Consider the following 20,762-nt stretch of genomic DNA (forward strand, 5'->3'; position numbering starts at 1 on the left):
GACAATCTCTCGAGGGGATCCGATTGCGGGAATAAAGGGTCTCTTTTTCAATAAAATAATCACATAACCGTACAACATGGAGAAGTACTCAAGTTGGCCGAAGAGGCGCCCCTGCTAAGGGTGTAGGTCGGGAAACCGGCGCGAGGGTTCAAATCCCTCCTTCTCCGCCAAAGACAGGAGCCCACCCGGCAGGGTGGGCTCCTGTCTTTGGCAGGCAAGTATTTAACCCGAGCGCCGGGAACCGGCGCGGGCAGAGCGCCCGACCGCCGCCGGTGGCGGGGGGAGGGAGGGCGCTCTGGCGCAGCGGTCGGCGAGGGCAAGGCGGCTTCGCCGCCGCAGACAGAGCCGGGCACCGCAAGAGGGTTCGCGAAGCGATTCAAATCCCATAGGCTACCTGTTAAACTACCATCTGCGTGGAGAGCAGCACCCGGCAGGGTGAGCTCCTGTCTTTGGCAGGCCCCTTGCGGGGCAATGTTTTGCAGGATCGGGCTCTCTACAAGATATAAAAGGAGCGGCGCAAGCCGCGGCGGGGGAAAATTATCATAGAAAAGGGGACAGATCAGTGACAATAGAGCGGATAGAACGCAATCACACTGTGTGCGCTGTGATACACGACAGCGGAAAAGTCATCACTGACGCGGCGTCGGCGCTCGATGTGCTGATGAGCGCGAAGTACGACGCGGGCACGGAAAACATTGTCATCAGCAAATCTCTGATTACTGAGGATTTTTTTATTCTCAGCACGGGGCTTGCCGGTGAGATTCTTCAAAAGTACATCAATTACGGCGGGCGTATCGCCATCTACGGCGACTATACCCGCTACACCAGCAAACCTCTCAAAGATTTCATTCGGGAGAGCAACAGGGGAAAAGATGTGTTCTTTGTCTCTGACCGGGAACAGGCCATTGCCATGCTGACAAAATAGGCCCACGGCGGGGCGGCATATTCCTCGCGGGGCGGCGTGTGGGGGTGAGTGATTTGCCCCTGCAGATCCGGTCTCCGGGGATTGGCTCATGCAGGAATATAAAAGCGCGCCGCAAGCCGCCGTTTTTGAACGAAGGAGGGGAATTCCATGAAAAAGAGACGCGTTCGCCTCGCCGTGGGGGTGGGACTTGCCATCGCGGCGCTGTGCGTGGTTTTTCTCATACTGGTGCTCAACGGAACCATCATCCCAAACCGCGCGGCGGCGACGAAGTATCCCGTCCGGGGCGTGGACATCTCCTCCTACCAGGGAGAGGTCGACTGGCAGACGCTCGCCGCGCAGGACATTGCCTTTGTCTTTCTCAAAGCCACCGAGGGCAGCTCCTTTGTCGACAAAAGCTTTGCGTACAACTACGAAGAGGCCGTACAGACGGAGCTTGCCGTCGGCGCATACCACTTTTTCAGCTATGACAGCGCGGGTGCGACCCAGGCGGAAAACTTCATTCGCACCGTTGCGCCCCACGACGGAATGCTGCCGCCGGTGATCGATCTCGAGTTCTACGGAGACAAGGAGCAGCATCCCCCCAAGAGGGAGGCTGTGACCCGGGAGCTGAAGACAATGCTCGACCTGCTGGAGGAGCACTATGGCCAAAAGCCCATTCTCTACGCCACGGAAAAATCCTACCGGCTGTATCTCTCGGGCGACTACGGGGAATATGACATCTGGATTCGCAGTGTGACAACGAAGCCCACACTCGCAGACGGCAGGGACTGGACATTCTGGCAGTACACCGACCGCGAGCGGCTCGACGGCTACCGCGGGAAAGAGAAATTCATCGACATGAACGTCTTTGGCGGCAGCGCCGCAGACTTTGAGGAGTATGTCAGAAAAAACGGCTATCAGGCGGGCTGAGACCCGCGGACCGCTTGGGGAAAGGAGCGCTGCAATGTTCACACTGCGGGCGTTTGAGGACGGGGATCTGCCGCTTTTGCGCCGGTGGCTGTATGAGCCCCATGTGGCGCGGTGGTTTCCCCGCCCGCAGGGATGGCTCGACGAGGCGCGCCGCCGGCGGGACACATTCTCGTTTATCCGCCACTTTATCGCCCAGTGGGAGGACGGGCCGGTGGGCTTTTGTCAGTACTACGAGTACGCGCGCAGCGGCGAGAGCTGGCAGGGGGATATTCCGCTTGCGGGAACCTACAGTATCGACTATCTGATCGGGGAGAGGCAGGCGCTCGGGCGCGGCCTCGGCAGGCGAATGGTATCGGCGCTTCTCGAGCGCGTCCGGCGGGAGACAAACGCCCGGCGCGTCATCGTCCAGCCGGAGCGGGACAATGCCGCCTCCTGCCGCACACTCGTAAGCTGCGGCTTTCACTACGATGAAAAAAACCGGATTTACCGGCTGGAATTTGCAAAAAGACACGCGTAATTGCGTGTCTTTTTTTGTTTCTTCGCGGCGGCCGATTGGAATAATAATTCTTACTAAATATAACAAAAAGCATACAAAGTAATACTTGCACGAACCGGAAAGCTGTGGTATTCTTATAGTAAGAAAAGTTCTTACAAATTGGGAGAACCGATCTGAAATAAAAAGATTTGAGGTGAGACAATGATTTATCGAGGCAAGCGTCCGAGCGAGCGCCGGCGCAGAAGGGCAAGAGCGACGATTTTTCTGTGCGCGTGTGCCGTCGGCGTCTGGCTGGCGGTGACGGTGTGGCTGTTTCTCACGCTGGACCGGCAGGCGCGCTCACTTATGACGGGCGCGCAGAGCGAGCGGGTGTGTCCCGCGCCGCAGGTAAGTCCCGCGCCGCGGGTGCGGTGGACACTGCGGTGACGCGGGCGGAGGTCTGCGGCTGCTGCGGACGGGAGATTCCAGACGGAGAGGACTGGTACCGGCAGGGGGGCCGGACGATCTGTGAGAGGTGCCTTGCGCTGCTCGCCGAAGAGGCCGGCGAGCAGGAGAAGCTGCGCTTTGTCACGGGGCGGGAGGCTGATTTTCACCTCTGGTACCGCTTCGGCATCCGCGAGTGGGACCGCTCGCGCACCGGGGAGCTGCTCGGGATTCTGCGCGAGGGCTTTGAGGCCCAGCGGGCGGCGGGCCAGCCCACGGCGCGAGCGGATCTCGACGACTACTGCCTGTCGAGCTGCGCCGTGGAATTCACCGACGCGTTTCGCCGCGCGCACGGCATACAGAGAGGAGGGGCGGCGTGAACTACATCACGCAGATCAATGCGTTTTACAGCTGGCTCATCGAGCACCCGCTACCGGCGGCCAGCCAGGCGCTGTGGCACCGGCTGATGGCCTACTGCAACCAGTTCGGCTGGAAGCGGGAGTTCAGCATCGCGAACTCCCGCCTGATGGGGGAGCTGGGCCTTGCGAAGACGAGCTTTGAGCGCGCGCGCGACCTGCTGGCCGAGCGGGGGCTCATCGTCTACCGCAAGGGCCGCGGCAGCGCGTGCGGCAGCTACACGATGCTGCCGTTTGTGTCCCAGACAGAGCCGGATTTTGACACACAAACCGGGCGCAATCCGGGCACAATGCGGGCACAAACCGGGCCGGACACGGGAACATTAGATAAACAAGACCAAACAAAACAAGAAAAGACAATATCTGTTTCTCCGGGTCAAAAAAATTACGCCGAACATGTGCGCCTGACGGCGCAGGAGTACGGCGCGCTCGTGGAGAGCTACGGTGAGCAGGACACGGCCCGCTTAATCGAGCTACTCGACAACTACAAGGGTGCGTCGGGCAAGAACTACTGCAATGACTACCGGGCAATTCTCTCATGGTGTGTCTCGTGTCTCGCGCGCGAAAAGGCACGCCGCCCGCACAGGCGGCGGCCCCGTTCGCCGGAGGGAGAGCACAGCTTTGACATGGACCAGCTCGAACGCATGGCCTTTGAGATCACCTACGGCCGGGAGGAGGAGAGAGAATGACAACAGTGGAGTGGCTGTCCCGGGCGAGGAGCCTCGACAGCGAGATCACGGCGCTGCTCACGGCGCAGAGGCGGGCGTTTGAGCGGGTGCTGAATGTGACGGGCCGCCTGCGCGAGATCGTGGTAAAGGGCGGTCTGCGGCAGGATCCCATGGAGCGCTACCTCGAACTCGAGGAGACGATCAACGAGCGCATCAACGAGCTGCTCGAAGTCAAGCAGGAGATTCTTGCCGCCATTCGGAACATTGACCGGCAGGAGTACCGGGTGCTGCTCATTGACCGCTATGTCAACGGGTACACCTGGGAGAAAGTCGCCCAGCATATGCACTACAGTACAAAGCACGTCTTAAGCGAGATGCACCCCGCGGCGCTCGACGCGGCGCAGCGGGTGCTCGAAGAGGAGAGCCGCCGCGCGGGCTAGCGGCGGTGGGGCACAGAGCGCGTCTTGAGCGCCGCGCGCATCGCCCTGCTGATCGCCACAGGATCTCCTCTCGCCGGCAAGTGCTGCTCTATGACAGCTCTCTTAGGCCACTTTTACCGGAAAGCCCGCATGTCCGCCGCAAAATCGGGGCAGACTATCGGCGAGGTGAGAGAAATGTTACCGGAAAACGAACTGATCCAGTACGTGTACAAGACGGCCGACATGGGCTGCGAGGGCATCGAGTGCGTGATCGGCGCCGCGCGCAGCGACGCCCTGCGCCAGGTGCTGCACAGCCAGCTCGGCGACTACCAGAAACTGCGCGAGGACGCCGCGCGCATGCTCCACGAGTCGGGCGACGACCCGAAAGGGGTGGGCCCCATGGCGCGCGCCTCGTCGCGTGTGATGTCGGCCGGAAAACTGTCACTCGACAGCTCCGACTCAAAGATTGCCGAGATGACCATTCAGGGCAACAACATGGGGGTCACCAAGACCATCGAGCATCTGCACGACTACGCGGGCGGCGGCGAGGCCGAGAAGCTCGCCAAGAAGCTGCTCGCCACCGAGCAGGCGAACGTCGAACAGCTCAAGCCCTTTCTGTGAGCGAAGAGGCGCCCGGTCATTGCCCGGGCGCCTCTTTTGCTGTCGAAAATCAGTCGGCTCGATCTACGCCGAAACAGGTGTGAAAGGCTCTGCGTGAAGAACGGTTCGCCGCGAGCATCAGAATAAGACATGCAGCCATAAACAGACCGTAGAGAATCCAGGCGGGGCGATAGCTTCCCGTGTACTGGAAGATCAGTGCGCTCAGCGGTACACCTGCCGATACGCCGCAGAAAAGCACCGTGTTGAGCAATCCGAAAATCGAGCTGTAGTCCTTTTCGCCAAACAGTCTGACCGCAAGATAGGACGTTGTCAAAACCTGCAGAGATGTCATGAATCCGAAGAGCACCGCCGGTATGATGAGCGCCCAACCGCTGCGAATAAACGTGAGACCGAACAGCGAGGCGACCGCAACGCCACAGATGCCTGCCGTTCCCTTTGCGACACCCAGGCGGTCATACAGGCCGCCCAGCCCTATTTTGGACACGGCGCTTGCCAGCATGACAGCCGAGTAGAGCCCGGCTGCGCTGACGGGATCCACACCCACACTGCCCCAGTATGCAATCAGATGAGACTGTGTTCCAAAAGTGACAAGGCCCAGAAGAAACGTTCCCAGCGCAAACAGCCAGAAAGCGGGCATTTTCAAAACCTGCGCGCGGCTGAATCCGGAGAGATCCCGCTGCGGCGGCTCGTCCGTTCCGGCGCCGTAGGCCGTCAGCCCCATTTCCTCGGGAGTCGTGCGCAGCAGAAGTAAGGTCATGCCCACCATCAGCGCCAGGAGAAGCCATCCCAGAAAGCGGTAGACATAGGCGTGGCCTTTGGTCTCAATCATGGCGGAGACAACGGGAGACATGGCAAAAGAGATAAAAGCAGAGCCCATAAAGCCGATGCCGGTCATCGTGCCGCGCTTTTTGACAAACCACCGGTTGATGACCAGAGTCATCGGCAGCCCGCCAAAAAAGCAGGTTCCAATACCGGCCAGCACGCCGCCCAGATAAAAGCCGTAAACCGTGGTAGAGATCGAATAGGTGAACAGTGCCCCCGCGCCGCAGAGCGTCCCGAAGAGGATCAGCGGCTTCATCGGCAGCCTCTTGTAGATCACCCCCGCAACGGGCATGCAGATCATGGTGGTGATGGTGCTAAACGTGCTGTAGAGTACGAAAGCGGCCCGGTCAAGGCCCAGCGCAGCGGTCACGGGTTCCAGAAAGAGCGCGTTAAAATAGGAGAGAAGTCCCGTGCTGCATGCTGTCATGATCATGGCGCAGAGCAGAATGACCCAGCGGTAGTGTGCCCTGATTCGTGCCATCATGGCAAAGCCTCCTATTAAAAGGTTTTAATCAATGAGACCAAAATATCCGGCCACGCGGCAAATATGGCGTGCGGCCGGGGCCTTTTTGCCCTTTGGGAGAGACGTGCGGCGGATCCGGTGATCGCCGCCAGTATAAAAATCATAGCACATCTGGCACGAGCGGTCAATTTGGGAAAGGGGCGTCCGGTCGGGATTTCCCGGCCTATGCCCCGGCGTACCGCGAGAGAAGCCGCACAGCGGCGGCGCCCGCAAGGGCGGTGGCGGCGCAGACGACAAGCTCCCACCCCGAGGGCAGGCCGGGGAAGACCTCGGCGATGGAGCCGAGCACAAATCCGAAGATGGTCAAATACGACGCCTGCGGGTGGGCGGTGAGAAGCCGCTCGAGCAGCCGTGCGGTGAGCACGATGCCGAGCACGCCGCCGACCCCCAGCGGCACAAGCAGCGCAAAGTCAAGCGCGGCGATTGCCGCCATGACCGTGTCGTACATACCCAGCAGCAAAAAGAGATAGCTCACGCTGATGCCCGGCAGCACGAGGGCCACAGCGGCCGCCGCGCCCGCGAGCAGCAGCTTCCAGAAAGAGACGCCGCCCCCGGCGGCGAAGCCCGGCGGCAGCAGCGAGAGCGCCCAGAGCACGGCGAGCCCCGCCAGGGGGAAGAGCACGGTCTTCCAGCTCAGGCGGGTCAGGCGGGCCGTGCGCACGAGCAGAGGCAGCGACCCCGCCACGACTCCGAGAAAGAAGTAGAGCGTGGGCCGGGGAAAGAGCTCGACGAGCGCGAGAAGCGGCCGCGCCACAAGCACCATGCCGGCGAGAGCCCCGGCGCAGAACAGCGCGAGAAAGCGGGCGTTTTCCCGCGGGCGGGCGCGAAAAGAACCGACTGCCGAGAGCAGCCGGTCGTAGATGCCGAGCAAAATGGCCATGGAGCCGCCGCTGACGCCGGGCACCAGCATGGAGCCCCCGATGACAAAGCCGTACAGCGGCGCGTGTCGATCGCGCATAGTTGCCTCCCTGAAAGATTTGCCTGCCACTATGATATTCGGCCAAATCTGCCGAATAGAACTCAATCGGTCACGGCCGCGCCGATTTTGGCGTACTCCTGGGCGATGTTGAGCGCGTGGTCACCAATGCGCTCAAAGTCGGTGAGCATCTCCGAGTAGATCACGCAGGCCTCGCCCGAGCACTCGCCCGTGCGCATGCGTTCGACCTGGTTCTGGCGGAACTCGGCGGTCAGATCGTCGATCTTCTGCTCGGCCTTTGAGAGCTGCTCGAGCAGCCCCAGGTGGCCCGTGTTCGCCCCGGCGCAGAGCGCCGCCACCGCGTCGCCCGAGACCATGCGCATCTGGCGCACCTCGGCCATTGCGTGCTCGGACAGGGAGATGCCCTTGTTTTTGAGCAGATCCGCATAGCCGCCGATGTTGAGCGCGTGGTCGCCGATGCGCTCGAGGTCGCCCGCAATCTTAAAGTAGGAGTTGACCACCTGTGCGTCGCGCGGCGGCATCTCAACGGAGAGCACGCGGCTGATGTACTGGGAGAGCTCCTTATTGAGGTAGTCAATGTAGTTTTCGGTGTAGTTCACACGCGCGAGAAGCTCGTCCGAGCGGCGCTCGACGAGAGCGAAGCTCTGGTCGACATTCTCATAGGCCATGCCGGCCATACGCCCGATCTCACGCGAGAGCTGCGACACGGCGATGGCCACGGTGCCGATGGAGGCGTCCTTGCGCAGAAACTGCGTGTCAACATACTGCAGATGGTACTCGGAGACCTTGTCGCTCTTGCGCTCGGGCAGAATGGCCGTGGCGAGCTTTGCAAGAGCCGTGCCGAACGGGAGCAGCAACAGCGTTGTGACAATGTTGAACGTGGTGTGCACCGCCGCAATCTGCCCCGCGGGGCTCGCCGGAAGCAGAGAGGCCACAAAGGGGACAAAGGGCGTCAGCGAGCAGATGGCGACAAAAACCCCGGTGCCGAAGACGTTGAACAGAAGATGGACGATGGTTGTCCGCTTGGCCGCCCGGCTTGTGCCGATGGAGGCGAGCACGGCGGTCACACAGGTGCCGATGTTCATGCCGAAGAGCACAAAGACCGAGCTCGACAGGCCGATCAGCCCGCTGCGCGCGAGCGCCTGTAAGATGCCGATCGAGGCCGAGGAGGACTGGATGATGGCCGTGAAGAGCATGCCCACGAGCACACCGAGCAGCGGGTTCTGGAACCTGGTGAGCAGGTCGATGAACGCCTGGCTGTCGCGCAGAGGCTCCATGGCGGAGCTCATCATCTCCATACCGATGAACAGCACGCCGAGACCGGCGATGATCTCGCCGTAGTGGTGAATTTTGCGCCCCTTGATGAACACGACCATCACCACGCCCACAAAGGCGATCAGCGGCGCGAGTGCGCCCACGTCAAGCGCGATGAGAAGCCCTGTGACCGTGGTGCCGATGTTGGCGCCCATGATGATCCAGATGGCCTGCTGCAGCGTCATCAGTCCGGAGTTGACAAAGCCCACAACCATGACCGTGGTCGCCGACGAGGACTGGATGACCGCCGTGATGCCCGCGCCGACGAGTACGCCGAGAATGCGGTTGGCGGTCAGGCGCTCGAGAATGCGCTTCATGCGGTTGCCGGCGGCGGCTTCGAGGCCGCCGCTCATCATTTGCATGCCGTAGAGGAAGAGGGCGAGCCCGCCGAGCAGGCCGAGAAAATCAGAGGGTTTCATAGGTTGTTTACCTCCCAGATTGGTTTTCTTTGTCTTGCGTTGTTACAGGGCGGAGCCGTCGGCCATGCGGTAGCCGATGCCGGTCTCGGTGAGAAAGTAGCTCGGGTCTGCGGGGTTGTCCTCGAGCTTGCGGCGGATGTTAGCCATGTTGACGCGCAGAATGGTGTTGCTGTCGGTGACATAGGGGCCCCAGACCTCGCGCATGATCTCGTCGTAGGTCAGAACGCTGCCGGCGTTTCGCGCGAGCAGCTCGACGATGCGGTACTCGATCTGGGTCAGGTGGACGCCCTCGCCGCGCAGCGAGACCGCGCGCTTTAAAAAGTCGATCGACAGCGCGCCCACGGTGAAGCTGCCGCCGGGGCCCTGCGCGCCCATGCGCCGGCCGCTGTTGCGAAGCGCGGCGCGGATGCGCGCGAGCAGTTCAGACGTGCCGAAGGGCTTTGTGATGTAGTCGTCCGCGCCGAGGTCGAGCGCCTCGACTTTCTCGCGCTCCTGGTCGCGCGCCGACACGACGAGAACCGGCCGCCCGTACCACCCGCGCAGCTCGCGCAGAACGGCGATGCCGTCCATACCGGGCAGCCCGAGGTCGAGCAGCACCACGTCGGGCTGGTGGGAGGCCGCGAGCGCGAGCGCCTGCTCGCCGGTGTTGGCGACGAGAACCGCGTAGTCGTTCGCCGTCAGAATGGAGGACAGGGCGTGGACGATGGACTCCTCGTCCTCCACAATCAGAATTTTATGGGGCGTCATGGGATACCTCCTCAAGCGGCAGAGTGATTTGAAAGATCGCGCCCTCGCCGTCCGGCGCGTTTCGCGCCTCGATGGCGCCGCCGTGCGCCGTGATGATCGACTTGCAGATGGACAGCCCGATGCCGAGCCCGCGCGTGGTGTCGTCGCCGCCGGTGCGGCTGAGCAGCCCGTCGAAGAGCCGGGGGAAGTCCTCCTCGCGGATGCCCGGGCCGTGGTCGCGCACCGTGAGCACCGCCGCGCTGCCGTCGCGCGCGAGGGTGGCCTCAATGGGCGTCGCGCCCCCGTGGCGGTAGGCATTTTCCAGCAGATTGATGAGCACCTGCTCGATGAGCGTCTCGTCCATGGGGGCCATGAGAAGCTCCTGCGGCGCGCGCATGGTTAGCTGCATCGCCGGGTAGCGCCGGCGGCATTTGTTCGCGGCCTGGGCGAGCACTTCCTCCATGGGCGCGGGGGATTTTTTGAGTGTGGGCGTCTCGCCGATGCGGGTCACCGAAAGCACGTTTTCCACCATTTGAAGCAGCCACTGGGCGTCCTCATTGATGTCGCGAAAGAGCTGAAGCTGCTCGGTGCGGTCGATGCGGTCGGGGTTTTCCAGAATGGCGCTCGACGCGCCGAGAATGCCGGTCAGCGGCGTGCGCAGATCGTGTGAGATGGCGCGCAGCAGATTGCCGCGCATCTGTTCGGTCTGCTTCTCGAGCAGAATGCGGTGGTTCTCATCGTCCACCCGCTGGCGCTCGAGGGCGATGGCAAACTGGAGCGTCACCAGCGCAAAGAAGCGCTCCGCCTCGTCGGTGAGGGGCGGGGCGTCGCCGAGCCGGAGCCCCACGACGCCGAGTGTCACCCCGTTTGAGGTCAGCGGCGTGAAGCGCCAGGCGCGCTCCTGCGGGCGGTTGGACTGCACGCCGTGCGCCGCCGCGGGGCCGCCCGCAAGGGCGGCGAGCAGCGCGGTGTGCTCGGCGGCGGTGAGCTCGTGCTCGTAGTTGGAGCGCAGAAGCCCGCCCTCCGCGGCCGTGTAGAACGCGCAGGGCCGCCCGAAGAGCTGGGTAAAGCAGGTGACGGCGTACTCGGCGATCTGGTCGTTGCCCCGGCGGCGCAGAAGCTGCCGGTCGATCTCATAGAGCTGGCGCGACTGCTTTTCGCGGGTGGCCGATAGGGCCATCTGCTCGCGCACACCGGCGACGAGCGTGCCCGTCACAGCCGCCACAATGAGCATGCACAGAAAGGCCACCGGGTAGCCCGAGAGCGTAAAGTTGATGTGAAAATAGGGGTAGGTAAAGAAGAAGTTGGCTCCCACAACGCCCGCAGCCGACGCGCAGAGCCCCCAGAAGTAGCCGTCGGTGTAGAGCGCCACGAAGAGCACGGCGAGAAGATAGAGCTCCGAGACGTTGTTGGTCTCGCCGGTCACATAGACCAGAAGCCCGATCAGGGCGGTCGCCAGCGCCAGAAGCCCGGCTGTTCGCAGCGCGTCGCGCCACGCGTGGACGCGGGTGGGCAGGAATTTTTGTAAGGACAGTTTTGGTTTCACAGTAACACCTCGCTACCATTATAGCGCAAAGAGCTCTCTCTGTGGGTAAAAAATCCGCTAAGAACCACCTGCGGTGGGGCACCACCTGCGGTGGAGCGATATGAGGGGCGCGCTGCGGGAAACGGGCCGGGCGTTAGAGATTGGGCTCACCGAAGTGAATCAGCCAGGCCCCCAATATATCGTGCCGCCAGGCACTGCCGCAGGCACCCACCTGCGGCGGGGCACCACCTGCGGTGGGGCAGTATGAGAGGCGCGCTGCGGGAAACGGGCCGGGTACGGAGATCAGGCTCACCGAAGTGAATCAGTCAGACCCCCAAAATGCCGTGCCGCAGGCACTGCCGCCAGGCACCCACCTGCGGCGGGGCACCACCTGCGGTGGGGCCAGTATGAGGGGCGCGCTGCGGGAAACGAGCCGGGCCCCTTAAAAATGTCCCGCAAAGGGCGGCATGAGGCCATAAGCATCAATGATAAGCTTGAAATAAGTATATTGCCATGATATACTAAAACTGTTAATATATGGTTTGTATTAATGGGAAGGGGAAAATGATGAAAAAGAGAGTAGCAGTCTTTACACTGGTTTTTCTCTTGACAATGGGGTCCATTTTTCATGTTTTTGCGGGAGCAGTGGAGTGGCCCGTTGTGGCGAGCTTTACTCCATCGGTTTTTGACGATGTCAAAGAGAGCGACTGGTTCTACGACAATGTGAGGGTGGTCTATGAGCACGGCATCATGGGCGGAACCGGCGAGAGCCGGTTTTCACCGGGTGGCAACGCAAAGATCTCTGAGGCCATCGCGGTTGCATCACGCATGCATGCGGCATGTCAAACCAAAACAATTGAGACAGCTGGTGCATCGCCCTGGTATATGCCATATCTTCAGTACGCCCAGACAAATGGAATTGTTGCGGATCAGTTTGCAGACAACTATGAAAGCTATGCCACCCGTGCGGAGATGGCCTATCTCTTTGCAAGGGCTCTGCCGGCGGATCAGTATGAGGCGATCAATAACATAGTGACGCTGCCTGATGTGCCAAAGAGCAATCCGTATTACGAAGAGATCTTGAAGCTTTACAATGCGGGAATCATTGCGGGCAATGATGAGTATGGAACCTATGAGCCGGGCAGCATGATAACGCGGCGTGAAATGGCAGCAATTTTATCCCGGTTGATTGAGCCGAAGCTTCGTCTCAAGGTCAGCCTGAAGACCAAACCGGAAGCTGAACTTAGCTCTTCGGAAATATCCAAAAAGGTATCAGATGCCGTCTTCTATGTACAGACGTATCTGGGCGGAGTACCCTACAGCACGGGAAGCGGCTTTTTTGTGACACCGGATGGCGTGGCGCTGACCAACTATCATGTGATTGAATATACCACCCAGGCCTATATGCAGACAACGGATGGACGTATCTATCCCATTGAGCGGGTGCTTACCTATGACAGCGGGCAAGACTATGCGGTCGTAAAGGTATCTAAAACTGATGTGGACGGCAATACCGTTAAGTCATTTCCGTTTCTTACTCTTCAAACAAAGTGGGAGTCAGGGGATGTTGTCTATGCGATTGGCAGCCCTCTTGGTTTACAAAATAGCATCTCACAGGGAATCATCAGCAGCGTTGAGCGCGTTGTTGATGGATTTCCCTACATTCAGTTCACCGCGCCCATTTCACCAGGCAACAGCGGCGGTGCACTGGTAAACAGCAGAGGTGAGGTCATCGGAATTCCGACTTGGCATATTACCAACACACAGAATTTAAACTTCGCCGTTCCGGCAACGGCCATTGACTGCGATGCTTTTACCCAAGCGGGAATGACGTATGCCGCAGTATACGAGCAGGAGTTTAAGAACCGTGTTGCCCAGGCGCCCGATCTTGGACAAAATATCTATTATGAAGACGAGCCCACGCTCACCATAAATGAGACGGTGATCGAACCCGGAGATACGATCCGCGCTTCGTTCTGCGTTAATCTGGATGTGGATCTATACAATTTTTATTTACCAGTTCGGGCAAAAATACTGCTGATTTCCGGGGGACTTCGTATTGCTTATACCCCGGAAGAGGATCGTTATGCCCAGTCGCTGGGCTACCTCGACATGAACGACTTTGTAAACAATGCACTTATTGTGACGGTCGATGATTATGTTACCAACGATACACTTTTTTACACGCGGCCTGAGCGCGATGGTGCAAACAGCCGCATTTGGGTCGCCGATGGAATCTGGTTGGAGCCGGGCTGGTATCGGATATTTGTCATGCAGGGAATTGAATGGGGAGAACCGTGGCTAAATAAGGATTACTTTCTCTACTTGAACTTTGAATGGTAACAAAAGCGCCCCGGCCTATGGCCGGGGCGCTTTTGCTACAGCACGATCTCACTGACCGGGTTTCCGTTTTCGCGAATGAGCCGCAGAAGATCGTCACAGCGCAGCCAGAGCGTGGCCGTGTTCTCCCCCGGGTGGACGCCCAGTCGCTCGCAGCCGCACAGGTCGCGGTCGATGGCGACCTCCACCAGACCCTCGGAGTCGTGCAGCACACCGAGGGGCGTCACCGCGCCCTTTGTCAGACCCAGATGCTTCATCAGGCGCTGCTCGCTTGCAAACGACAGCCGGGTCGTGCCGAGCTGTTCGGCAATGGCCGCAAGATCCGCCCGCTTGTCGCTTCGCACCACGGCGAGAATGTGCCGCCGGCCCTTGGCGTCGCGCAGAAAGAGGTTTTTCGCCACCTCTCCACGCTCACAGATGCCGAGCTCGCGCATCTCGTCAATGGTGAAGACCGCCGGGTGCTCCTCGAGCTCATAGGCGATGCCCGCCGCGTCGAGACGGGCCAGAATGTCGCTGCGCGTCATGAGAATCCCTCCTGTTCTGCGTCAAGTGTACCAGATTGCGCCGCCCCGCGCAAGATTTTAGCACTCGAACACTTAGAGTGCTAAAGTTAACAATTTGGACACATTTTCTCAACCAAATGGTCACAAATAGACTCTAGAATAAACTTGTAAACAAAAGAGAGCGAAAGACCCCGAAAACGGGGCGAATCAAACGCCTCTCGCTTACACAAGCTAAACAAAATACATCTTAATATATGGAGGGTTTTTTATGTTTGAATTGATGCCTTTTGGCCGCAGAAGCAACTCGCTTTCCCGCTACTTTGACGAGATGGAGAAAAACTTCTTCGGCGACAGCAAGACGAGCCTGTGCGAGTGCCGCACCGACATTCTCGACCAGGGCGACCACTATCTGCTCAAAGCGGAGCTTCCGGGCTTTCGCAAGGAGGACGTCAAGGTCGACCTCGGCGACGGGGTGCTGACCATCCGCGCGGAGCACAGCGAGCAGAGCTCCTCCGGCGAGGGGGAAAACTACATTCGCCGCGAGATGCACTACGGCGCCTATGAGAGAAGCTTCGGCACCGAGGGCATTGACGTGGGCAGGATCGAAGCCAAATACGAAAACGGCATTTTGGAGCTGACGCTTCCCAAGGAGGCTCCTGCCAAACAGGAAGTCACCCGCAGAATTGAGATCAAATAGGCGGGCGAACAGAGGGGGATCCTGGTGATCCCCCTCTTTTACTAGAAATGGAAGGGAGGCATGTCCATGAACATGCAGAAATTCACCCGAAAATCCCTTGAGGCCATCGAGGCCGCCCAGTCGCTGGCCATTGAAAACCAGAACCAGCAGATCGAGCAGCAGCATCTGCTTTTGGCGCTGCTGCGGCAGGAGAACGGGCTCATCCCCGAGCTTCTTCGCAAGATGGGCGTGGACGCGGGCGCCGTCGAGAGCGAGGCCGCGCGCCTGGTGGGGGCGCTGCCCGGCGTGTCGGGCCCCGGCCGTGAGGCCGGCAAAATCTACATCTCACCCGAGGTGGACGCTGCCCTGAACGAGGCGGAGAAGACCGCCGCGGGCATGAAGGACGAATACGTCTCGGTGGAGCACATCTTTCTCGCGCTCCTGCAGGGGCCGAATCAGGCGCTCGCCGGGCTCTTCAAGACTTTTTCGCTCACCCGCGAGCGCTTTCTCAAGACCCTCGTGTCGGTGCGCGGCAACGCCCGCGTGACAAACGACACCCCTGAGGAGACCTATGACGCGCTCAAAAAGTACGGCGACGACCTCGTCGAGCGCGCCCGCTCAAAGAAGCTCGACCCGGTCATCGGCCGCGACGACGAGATTAGAAACGTCATCCGCATCCTCTCGCGCAAGACCAAGAACAACCCCGTTCTCATCGGCGAGCCGGGCGTCGGCAAGACGGCCATCGCCGAGGGCCTCGCGCAGCGCATTGTGCGCGGCGACGTGCCCGCGAGCCTCAAGGACAAGACCATCTTCGCGCTCGACATGGGCGCGCTCGTGGCGGGCGCGAAGTACCGCGGCGAGTTTGAAGAGCGCCTCAAGGCCGTTTTGAGCGAGATCAAAAAGAGCGACGGCCGCATCATCCTCTTCATCGACGAGCTGCACACCATCGTCGGCGCGGGCAAGACCGAGGGCGCGATGGACGCGGGCAACCTCTTAAAGCCCATGCTCGCGCGCGGCGAGCTGCACTGCATCGGCGCGACCACCTTAAACGAGTACCGCCAGTACATCGAGAAGGACGCGGCGCTCGAGCGGCGCTTTCAGCCCGTGCTCGTCGGCGAGCCGACCGTGGAGGACACCATCGCCATCCTGCGCGGACTCAAGGAGCGCTACGAGGTCTACCACGGCGTCAAGATTCAGGACGACGCCATCATCGCGGCGGCGACCCTGTCGAACCGCTACATCACCGACCGCTTTCTGCCCGACAAGGCCATTGACCTGATCGACGAGGCCTGCGCCATGATCCGCACCGAGATGGACTCCATGCCGACCGAGCTCGACGTCATCTCGCGCAAAATCATCCAGCTCGAGATCGAGGAGGCCGCCCTGAAGAAAGACAAGGGGCGCGGCGCCGAGGCCCACCTTGAGGAGATTCAAAAGGAACTCGCCGAGCTGCGTGAGCAGTTCAAGGCCATGAAAGCCCGGTGGGACAATGAAAAGGCCTCCATCGGCAAGGTGCAGAAGCTGCGCGAGCAGCTCGAAGAGCTCTCTGCCGAGATCGAGCAGGCCGAAAACAGCTACGACCTCAACCGCGCCGCCGAGCTCAAGTACGGCCGTCTGCCCGAGCTCCAGAAACAGCTCGCGGAAGAGGAGCGCCGCGCCGCCGAGGGCGGCACGGAGGACACCCTGCTGCGCGACAAGGTCACCGAGGAGGAGATCGCGCGCATCATTGAGCGCTGGACGGGCATCCCCGTGGCAAAGCTCGTCGAGAGCGAGCGCGAGAAGCTGCTGCACCTCGATGACATTCTGCACCGCCGCGTGATCGGCCAGGACGAGGCCGTGCGCAAGGTGACCGAGGCCATCATCCGCTCGCGCGCCGGCATCCAGGATCCGAAGCGCCCCATCGGCTCGTTTCTGTTTCTGGGGCCCACGGGCGTGGGCAAGACCGAGCTTGCCAAGGCCCTCGCCGAGGATCTCTTTGACGACGAGAAGAACATCGTGCGCATCGACATGAGCGAGTACATGGAGAAGTACTCCGTCTCCCGATTGATCGGCGCGCCGCCCGGATACGTCGGCTATGAAGAGGGCGGCCAGCTCACCGAGGCCGTGCGGCGCAAGCCCTACTGCGTCGTGCTGTTCGACGAGGTGGAAAAGGCCCATCCGGATGTGTTCAACGTCCTCTTACAGGTGCTCGACGACGGGCGCATCACCGACTCCCAGGGGCGCACGGTGGACTTTAAGAACACCATCATCATTCTGACCTCGAACCTCGGCTCGGCCTGTCTGCTCGACGGCATCGACGAGAACGGCGACATCAGCGAGAGTGCGCGCGCCGAGGTCGACGAGCTGCTGCGCCGGTCGTTCCGGCCGGAGTTTTTGAACCGCCTCGACGAGATCGTCTTCTACAAGCCCCTGACCAAGGCCGACATCACGCAGATCATTGACCTGATGATTGCGGAACTCAATCGCCGCCTCGAGAACAAACAGCTTCGCTGCACCCTCTCGGACGAGGCCAAGAGCTTTGTCATCGACAATGCCTACGACCCGGTCTACGGCGCCCGGCCGCTGCGCCGCTACATTCAGCGCAACGTCGAGACCCTCATCGGGCGCAAAATCATCGCCGACGACCTGCTGCCCGGAAGCGAGCTGCGCGTCGTTGTACGGGACGGCGCTCTCGCCGTGGAGACGGCGCCGGCTGGCGCCGGGGCAAATTGACTGGCACCGCCGGCTGCGCCGGGACTTTGGCTGCGCCGAGGCTTTGGGAGGCAAGCCGTCCCTCTAAGGCTCATGCCGTCAGCTGCGGGGCAACCCGCCTGCGGCAGAACAATAGAAAAGCCCCCTCCTGTCGGAGGGGGCTTTTTTCTATGGTTGTTCCTGTGTCGGCCTGCCGCACTTTGGGCAGAAGAGGCTCTCCGCCGGCAGCTCCGCGCCGCAGTGGACACAGTATCCGGCCACCGGCTGCGCCGGAGCAATTTGGGGAGCTGGCTGCTCCTCTGGGGCGGGCTGCGCCGCCTGCGCCACCTGCGCCACCTGCGGTGGGGCACCGGCTGGCGCCGGGGCAGTTGGAGGGCCGGCCTGTTCTTCGCCGGCCTGTGCCGGGGCACCGGCTGGCGCCGGGGTAGTTGGAGAGCCGGCCTGCTCTTCGCCGGCCTGTGCCGGAGCAACGGCTGGCGCCGGGGCAGTTGGAGAGCCGGCCTGCTCTTCGCCGGCCTGTGCCGGAGCAACGGCTGGCGCCGGGGCAGTTGGAGAGCCGGCCTGTTCTTCGCCAGCTTGTGCCGGAGCACCGGCTGGCGCCGGGGCAGTTGGAGGGCTGGCCTGCTCTTCGCCGGCCTGTGCCGGGGCACCGGCTTGCGCCGGGGCAGTTGGAGGGCCGGCCTGCTCTTCGCCGGCTTGCGCCGGGGCACCGGCTGATGCGGGCGCCTGCGCCGCCTGCGGCACGCCGGTCAGAGAGGCCGAGCCTGTGGCCGCGGCAGGGCCCGGCGCACCGCCGGGCTGTGTCTGCGCCGCGCGGCGGCGCACCGACAGCCGCCAGACCACAATGCCCCCGCCGAGCAGCAGCGCCGCGCCGGCGAGTATGGCGAGGGTGAGACCGATGGCCCGCCCGTGACTGGGCGCGGGTTTCACGGGGTCAGGCTCGGGCTCCGGTGTCTGCGGCGTCTGCGTCCCGCCGCCGACGGGCAGCGGCTCGGTCTCGGGTTCCGGCTCTTCTTCAAAGTGGATGCTGTCGACAATGCCGCCGAGGTACCCCTCTATTTTCTTAAGCCAATCGTAATCCCGGCTGAAGCTCTCACTTGCGTAGAGCACCTCAATATCGACATAGACGCCGTTGATCGCCGTTGACCACTGCACGGTATAGAGAATCTGCCGGGTCTCGTCGATTGAGGTGTTCGTAACTCTGACAAAGGCAGGGTAGGTTCCCCGGTAGAGCTTCTTGTCCCGGAGCTCTTCGCCGTGGGCGAGAACTGTGTGGCTCTCGAGAAGCTCCCGAAGCTCCGCGGCATTGAAATCGCGGTAGTCGAGCCCCCCGGGCGCCCGGCTCAGCTCGATGAAAAGCTCGCTGTAGGGCGACGGAAACGCGCCGAAGACGCTGTAGTATTCCAGCTTGTGCGCAATATCGTCCGGGCTCTCGAGAAGCGCGTCGGCGATCTCCTGCGTGATCTCGTCCCCACGGGCGGCGAAGACCAGCTCGCCGGGCAGCTCCATGGTCAGGCCGAACTCCTCAAAGGTGCGGCTCTGCGCAGAGGGAATGAACGCTTCGGCGTCGCAGACGCTCGCCGCAACGCCCGAAGCAATCTCTTCGATTTCACGGTCGAGCCCGTCTTTCAGATACATTGTTTCCAGTATCCCAAATTTGCGATCGTAGAAGAACAGCCGCACAGAGGAAATAAACGAGCCGCCCTCCGTCTCGCAATCGAAAACCAGTCTGGCGACGGTGCCGAAATCGGCCTCGAACGAATCGTCAGCCAGCAGTTTGACGTTATCCGGCATCTGCTCGAGATAACGGTTTCTGGCGTCGTTGAGCAGCTTGGCCGTGTCGGGGCCAAGCCATGTCTGAGTGTCGAACGCCAGGCTCATCAGATAGAGCGGATCCTCGCTCTCAGCGTACAGACAGTAGGTTCCGTAGCCGAGTATTTTGTCAATTTCCCTGTAGTCAATCCCCATATAGGCGAGAGCGGGATCGTCAGCCGGCGTGTCCTGCGTGATGCAATATGCCTCGTCGGGCAGCGTGAGCGCAATGCCCTCCTCGGCAATGACACAGACCTGCCCCGCTTGCACGCAGAGCGTGAGCGCCCCCGTCAGCAAAAGCACCGCCAGAAATACGAGCACCAACCGTTTTTTCAATGGTTCCACCCCTTTTCTCAAATTTGATCCAGGCCGCCGCTACGGCGCAAGCCGTCTGCCGCAGCAGATACAGAAGAGACTGTCCTCCGGCAGCGCCGCCCCGCAGTGCGGACAGACCACCACCTGCGGTGGGGCAGCCACCTGCGGTGGGGCGGCCACCTGCGGTGGAGCACCGACTTGCGTCGGGGCACCGGCTGACGCCGGGGTGCTTTGGGGGACGGGCCGCTCTTTCGGGTCTGTCTGAGAAGCGATAAGAGAGGCTGACTGCGCCTCGACCGACCGCTCTGACGCCACCGGCTGCGGCGTCGGCTCGGGCGTCCAGCTCACGGGGTCGACCGGCACGGGCGGGGGAACAGCGGCATCGCGCAGCGCCTGCGCCTCGGCGCGGCGCAGTGTCACAAGCCGCCAGATGAGAACGACGAGCGCCGCGGCCAGAATGATCACGGCGGCAATCACAAGCATGCCGCCGGTTCCAATCCTCCCGCCGGAGGCATGCGATACAGAGCCGCCGGTTCCAATCCTCCCGCCGGAGGCATGCGATACAGAGCCGCCCGCCGGCCGCACCGGAGATTCTGTGGGCTCGGTGCGAATCGGCTTGTCGTCGGGCTGCGGCGTGACCGGCGCAGGCGTCGTATCCTCCGCCGGCTTTCCGCTCTCATCAAAGCGAATGCTGTCGACAATGCCGGTGAAAATGCCACCCATATCAATGCCCTCGCACATCTCCTCATAGTGCTGCGTGATCAGCACAAACATCGTATATTCATGAATGAAAAAATATGTCGTGACAACATTGGTGGCCTCGCCCTCTGCTACCGAGTAGGTGACCAGCGAGAAGCTCCCGGCAGGCGCTTTGTAGAGAGATTCCTCCAGAACGGTGGCTCCGTCGGGCAGATTGACGATCTGACCTTTACGCACAATTGCAAGGATTTCCTCCATAGAATAGTCGCTGGTGAACAGCTCAGGAGCGGCGGGGCTGGCGGCGATGTTTAATACATAAAACGGATCCAGATTGAACGCATAAAAATACTGTTGACTGCGCTCCATTTCGTTTTTTGCCGCGCGGGCGCTCTCATAGCCAAACATGGTGAGCGCGGGGTCGCCGTCCTCGACGTCGCGCGTGAGACAGACCATCCCGTCGGGCAGCTCGAACGAGATGCCGAGCTCGTCGATGGCACAGCTCTGCGCCGCCCGCGCGGGCAGCACTGTGAGCGCCAGCAGCAGAGCCAGAGCCAGTGCAAAAAACCGCTTCATTTATTCCCCA

Annotated in this window: 18 protein-coding genes and 1 tRNA gene; 11 read left to right on the top strand and 8 right to left on the bottom strand. The window is 61.4% G+C overall.

What is annotated here, in order from left to right:
- The first annotated feature begins 78 nt into the window (after positions 1-78).
- From H8695_RS10135 to H8695_RS10170, 8 genes are all read left to right on the top strand, one after another.
- A tRNA-Ser gene (locus H8695_RS10135) sits at positions 79-170 on the top strand.
- Positions 171-562: 392 nt separating this feature from the next.
- Complete coding sequence (locus H8695_RS10140; RefSeq protein WP_249301255.1) at positions 563-925, top strand: DUF4180 domain-containing protein; 363 nt, start codon at positions 563-565, stop codon at positions 923-925.
- Positions 926-1,072: 147 nt separating this feature from the next.
- Positions 1,073-1,834, top strand: a complete 762-nt coding sequence (locus tag H8695_RS10145; RefSeq protein WP_249301257.1) for a glycoside hydrolase family 25 protein — start codon at positions 1,073-1,075, stop codon at positions 1,832-1,834.
- Between the two features lie 34 nt (positions 1,835-1,868).
- Positions 1,869-2,351, top strand: coding sequence for a GNAT family N-acetyltransferase (locus H8695_RS10150; RefSeq protein ID WP_249301259.1), 483 nt, complete (start codon positions 1,869-1,871; stop codon positions 2,349-2,351).
- A 284-nt stretch (positions 2,352-2,635) separates the two neighbouring features.
- Positions 2,636-3,133: a hypothetical protein gene (locus H8695_RS10155; RefSeq protein ID WP_249301262.1), complete on the top strand. Its 498-nt coding sequence runs from the start codon at positions 2,636-2,638 to the stop codon at positions 3,131-3,133.
- Positions 3,130-3,858 (top strand): hypothetical protein, encoded by a 729-nt coding sequence (locus tag H8695_RS10160; protein ID WP_249301265.1) that lies wholly within the window; start codon positions 3,130-3,132, stop codon positions 3,856-3,858. The genes H8695_RS10155 and H8695_RS10160 overlap by 4 nt, the downstream gene beginning before the upstream one ends.
- Entirely contained in the window at positions 3,855-4,277 is a 423-nt protein-coding gene (locus H8695_RS10165; protein WP_249301267.1) for a hypothetical protein, read from the top strand. The genes H8695_RS10160 and H8695_RS10165 overlap by 4 nt, the downstream gene beginning before the upstream one ends.
- Positions 4,278-4,451: 174 nt before the next feature.
- A complete protein-coding gene (locus H8695_RS10170; protein ID WP_249301682.1) occupies positions 4,452-4,877 on the top strand; it encodes a hypothetical protein in 426 nt (141 codons plus the stop codon).
- A gap of 49 nt (positions 4,878-4,926) precedes the next feature.
- On the opposite strand, the gene H8695_RS10175 is transcribed toward H8695_RS10170, so the two are convergent.
- The 5 genes from H8695_RS10175 to H8695_RS10195 all read right to left on the bottom strand — a co-directional run bounded on the left by H8695_RS10175 (position 4,927) and on the right by H8695_RS10195 (position 11,164).
- Positions 4,927-6,183, bottom strand: a complete 1,257-nt coding sequence (locus H8695_RS10175; protein ID WP_249301269.1) for an MFS transporter — start codon at positions 6,181-6,183, stop codon at positions 4,927-4,929.
- A 202-nt stretch (positions 6,184-6,385) separates the two neighbouring features.
- Entirely contained in the window at positions 6,386-7,180 is a 795-nt protein-coding gene (locus H8695_RS10180; RefSeq protein ID WP_249301271.1) for a DUF368 domain-containing protein, read from the bottom strand.
- Positions 7,181-7,242: 62 nt separating this feature from the next.
- Positions 7,243-8,892 carry a Na/Pi cotransporter family protein gene (locus H8695_RS10185; RefSeq protein ID WP_249301272.1) on the bottom strand — a complete coding sequence of 550 codons (1,650 nt, stop codon included), beginning with the start codon at positions 8,890-8,892 and terminating at the stop codon, positions 7,243-7,245.
- A gap of 42 nt (positions 8,893-8,934) precedes the next feature.
- Positions 8,935-9,639 carry a response regulator transcription factor gene (locus H8695_RS10190; RefSeq protein ID WP_249301275.1) on the bottom strand — a complete coding sequence of 235 codons (705 nt, stop codon included), beginning with the start codon at positions 9,637-9,639 and terminating at the stop codon, positions 8,935-8,937.
- On the bottom strand, positions 9,626-11,164 hold the full coding sequence (locus H8695_RS10195; protein ID WP_249301282.1) for an ATP-binding protein: 1,539 nt from the start codon (positions 11,162-11,164) through the stop codon (positions 9,626-9,628). The genes H8695_RS10190 and H8695_RS10195 overlap by 14 nt, the downstream gene beginning before the upstream one ends.
- A gap of 546 nt (positions 11,165-11,710) precedes the next feature.
- Between H8695_RS10195 and H8695_RS10200 the strand changes: the two genes are divergently transcribed.
- A complete protein-coding gene (locus H8695_RS10200; RefSeq protein ID WP_249301284.1) occupies positions 11,711-13,486 on the top strand; it encodes a trypsin-like peptidase domain-containing protein in 1,776 nt (591 codons plus the stop codon).
- Between the two features lie 35 nt (positions 13,487-13,521).
- Here the strand turns inward: H8695_RS10200 and H8695_RS10205 are convergent, their stop codons facing one another.
- The gene (locus H8695_RS10205; RefSeq protein ID WP_249301287.1) at positions 13,522-14,007 is read right to left on the bottom strand and encodes a prolyl-tRNA synthetase associated domain-containing protein; all 486 of its coding nucleotides are present in this window, start codon (positions 14,005-14,007) and stop codon (positions 13,522-13,524) included.
- Positions 14,008-14,254: 247 nt separating this feature from the next.
- On the opposite strand from H8695_RS10205, the gene H8695_RS10210 reads away from it, so the two are divergent.
- On the top strand, positions 14,255-14,683 hold the full coding sequence (locus tag H8695_RS10210; protein WP_249301289.1) for an Hsp20/alpha crystallin family protein: 429 nt from the start codon (positions 14,255-14,257) through the stop codon (positions 14,681-14,683).
- A gap of 66 nt (positions 14,684-14,749) precedes the next feature.
- The gene (gene clpB / locus H8695_RS10215; RefSeq protein ID WP_249301291.1) at positions 14,750-17,374 is read left to right on the top strand and encodes an ATP-dependent chaperone ClpB; all 2,625 of its coding nucleotides are present in this window, start codon (positions 14,750-14,752) and stop codon (positions 17,372-17,374) included.
- Positions 17,375-17,521: 147 nt separating this feature from the next.
- Here the strand turns inward: clpB and H8695_RS10220 are convergent, their stop codons facing one another.
- Together H8695_RS10220 and H8695_RS10225 are read right to left on the bottom strand one after the other, a co-directional pair.
- The gene (locus H8695_RS10220) at positions 17,522-19,501 is read right to left on the bottom strand and encodes a zinc ribbon domain-containing protein (RefSeq protein ID WP_249301293.1); all 1,980 of its coding nucleotides are present in this window, start codon (positions 19,499-19,501) and stop codon (positions 17,522-17,524) included.
- 39 nt (positions 19,502-19,540) lie between these two features.
- A complete protein-coding gene (locus tag H8695_RS10225) occupies positions 19,541-20,752 on the bottom strand; it encodes a zinc ribbon domain-containing protein (RefSeq protein WP_249301294.1) in 1,212 nt (403 codons plus the stop codon).
- Positions 20,753-20,762: the final 10 nt, after the last annotated feature.

The organism is Feifania hominis (assembly GCF_014384765.1).
Classification (GTDB): Bacteria; Bacillota; Clostridia; order Oscillospirales; family Feifaniaceae; genus Feifania; species Feifania hominis.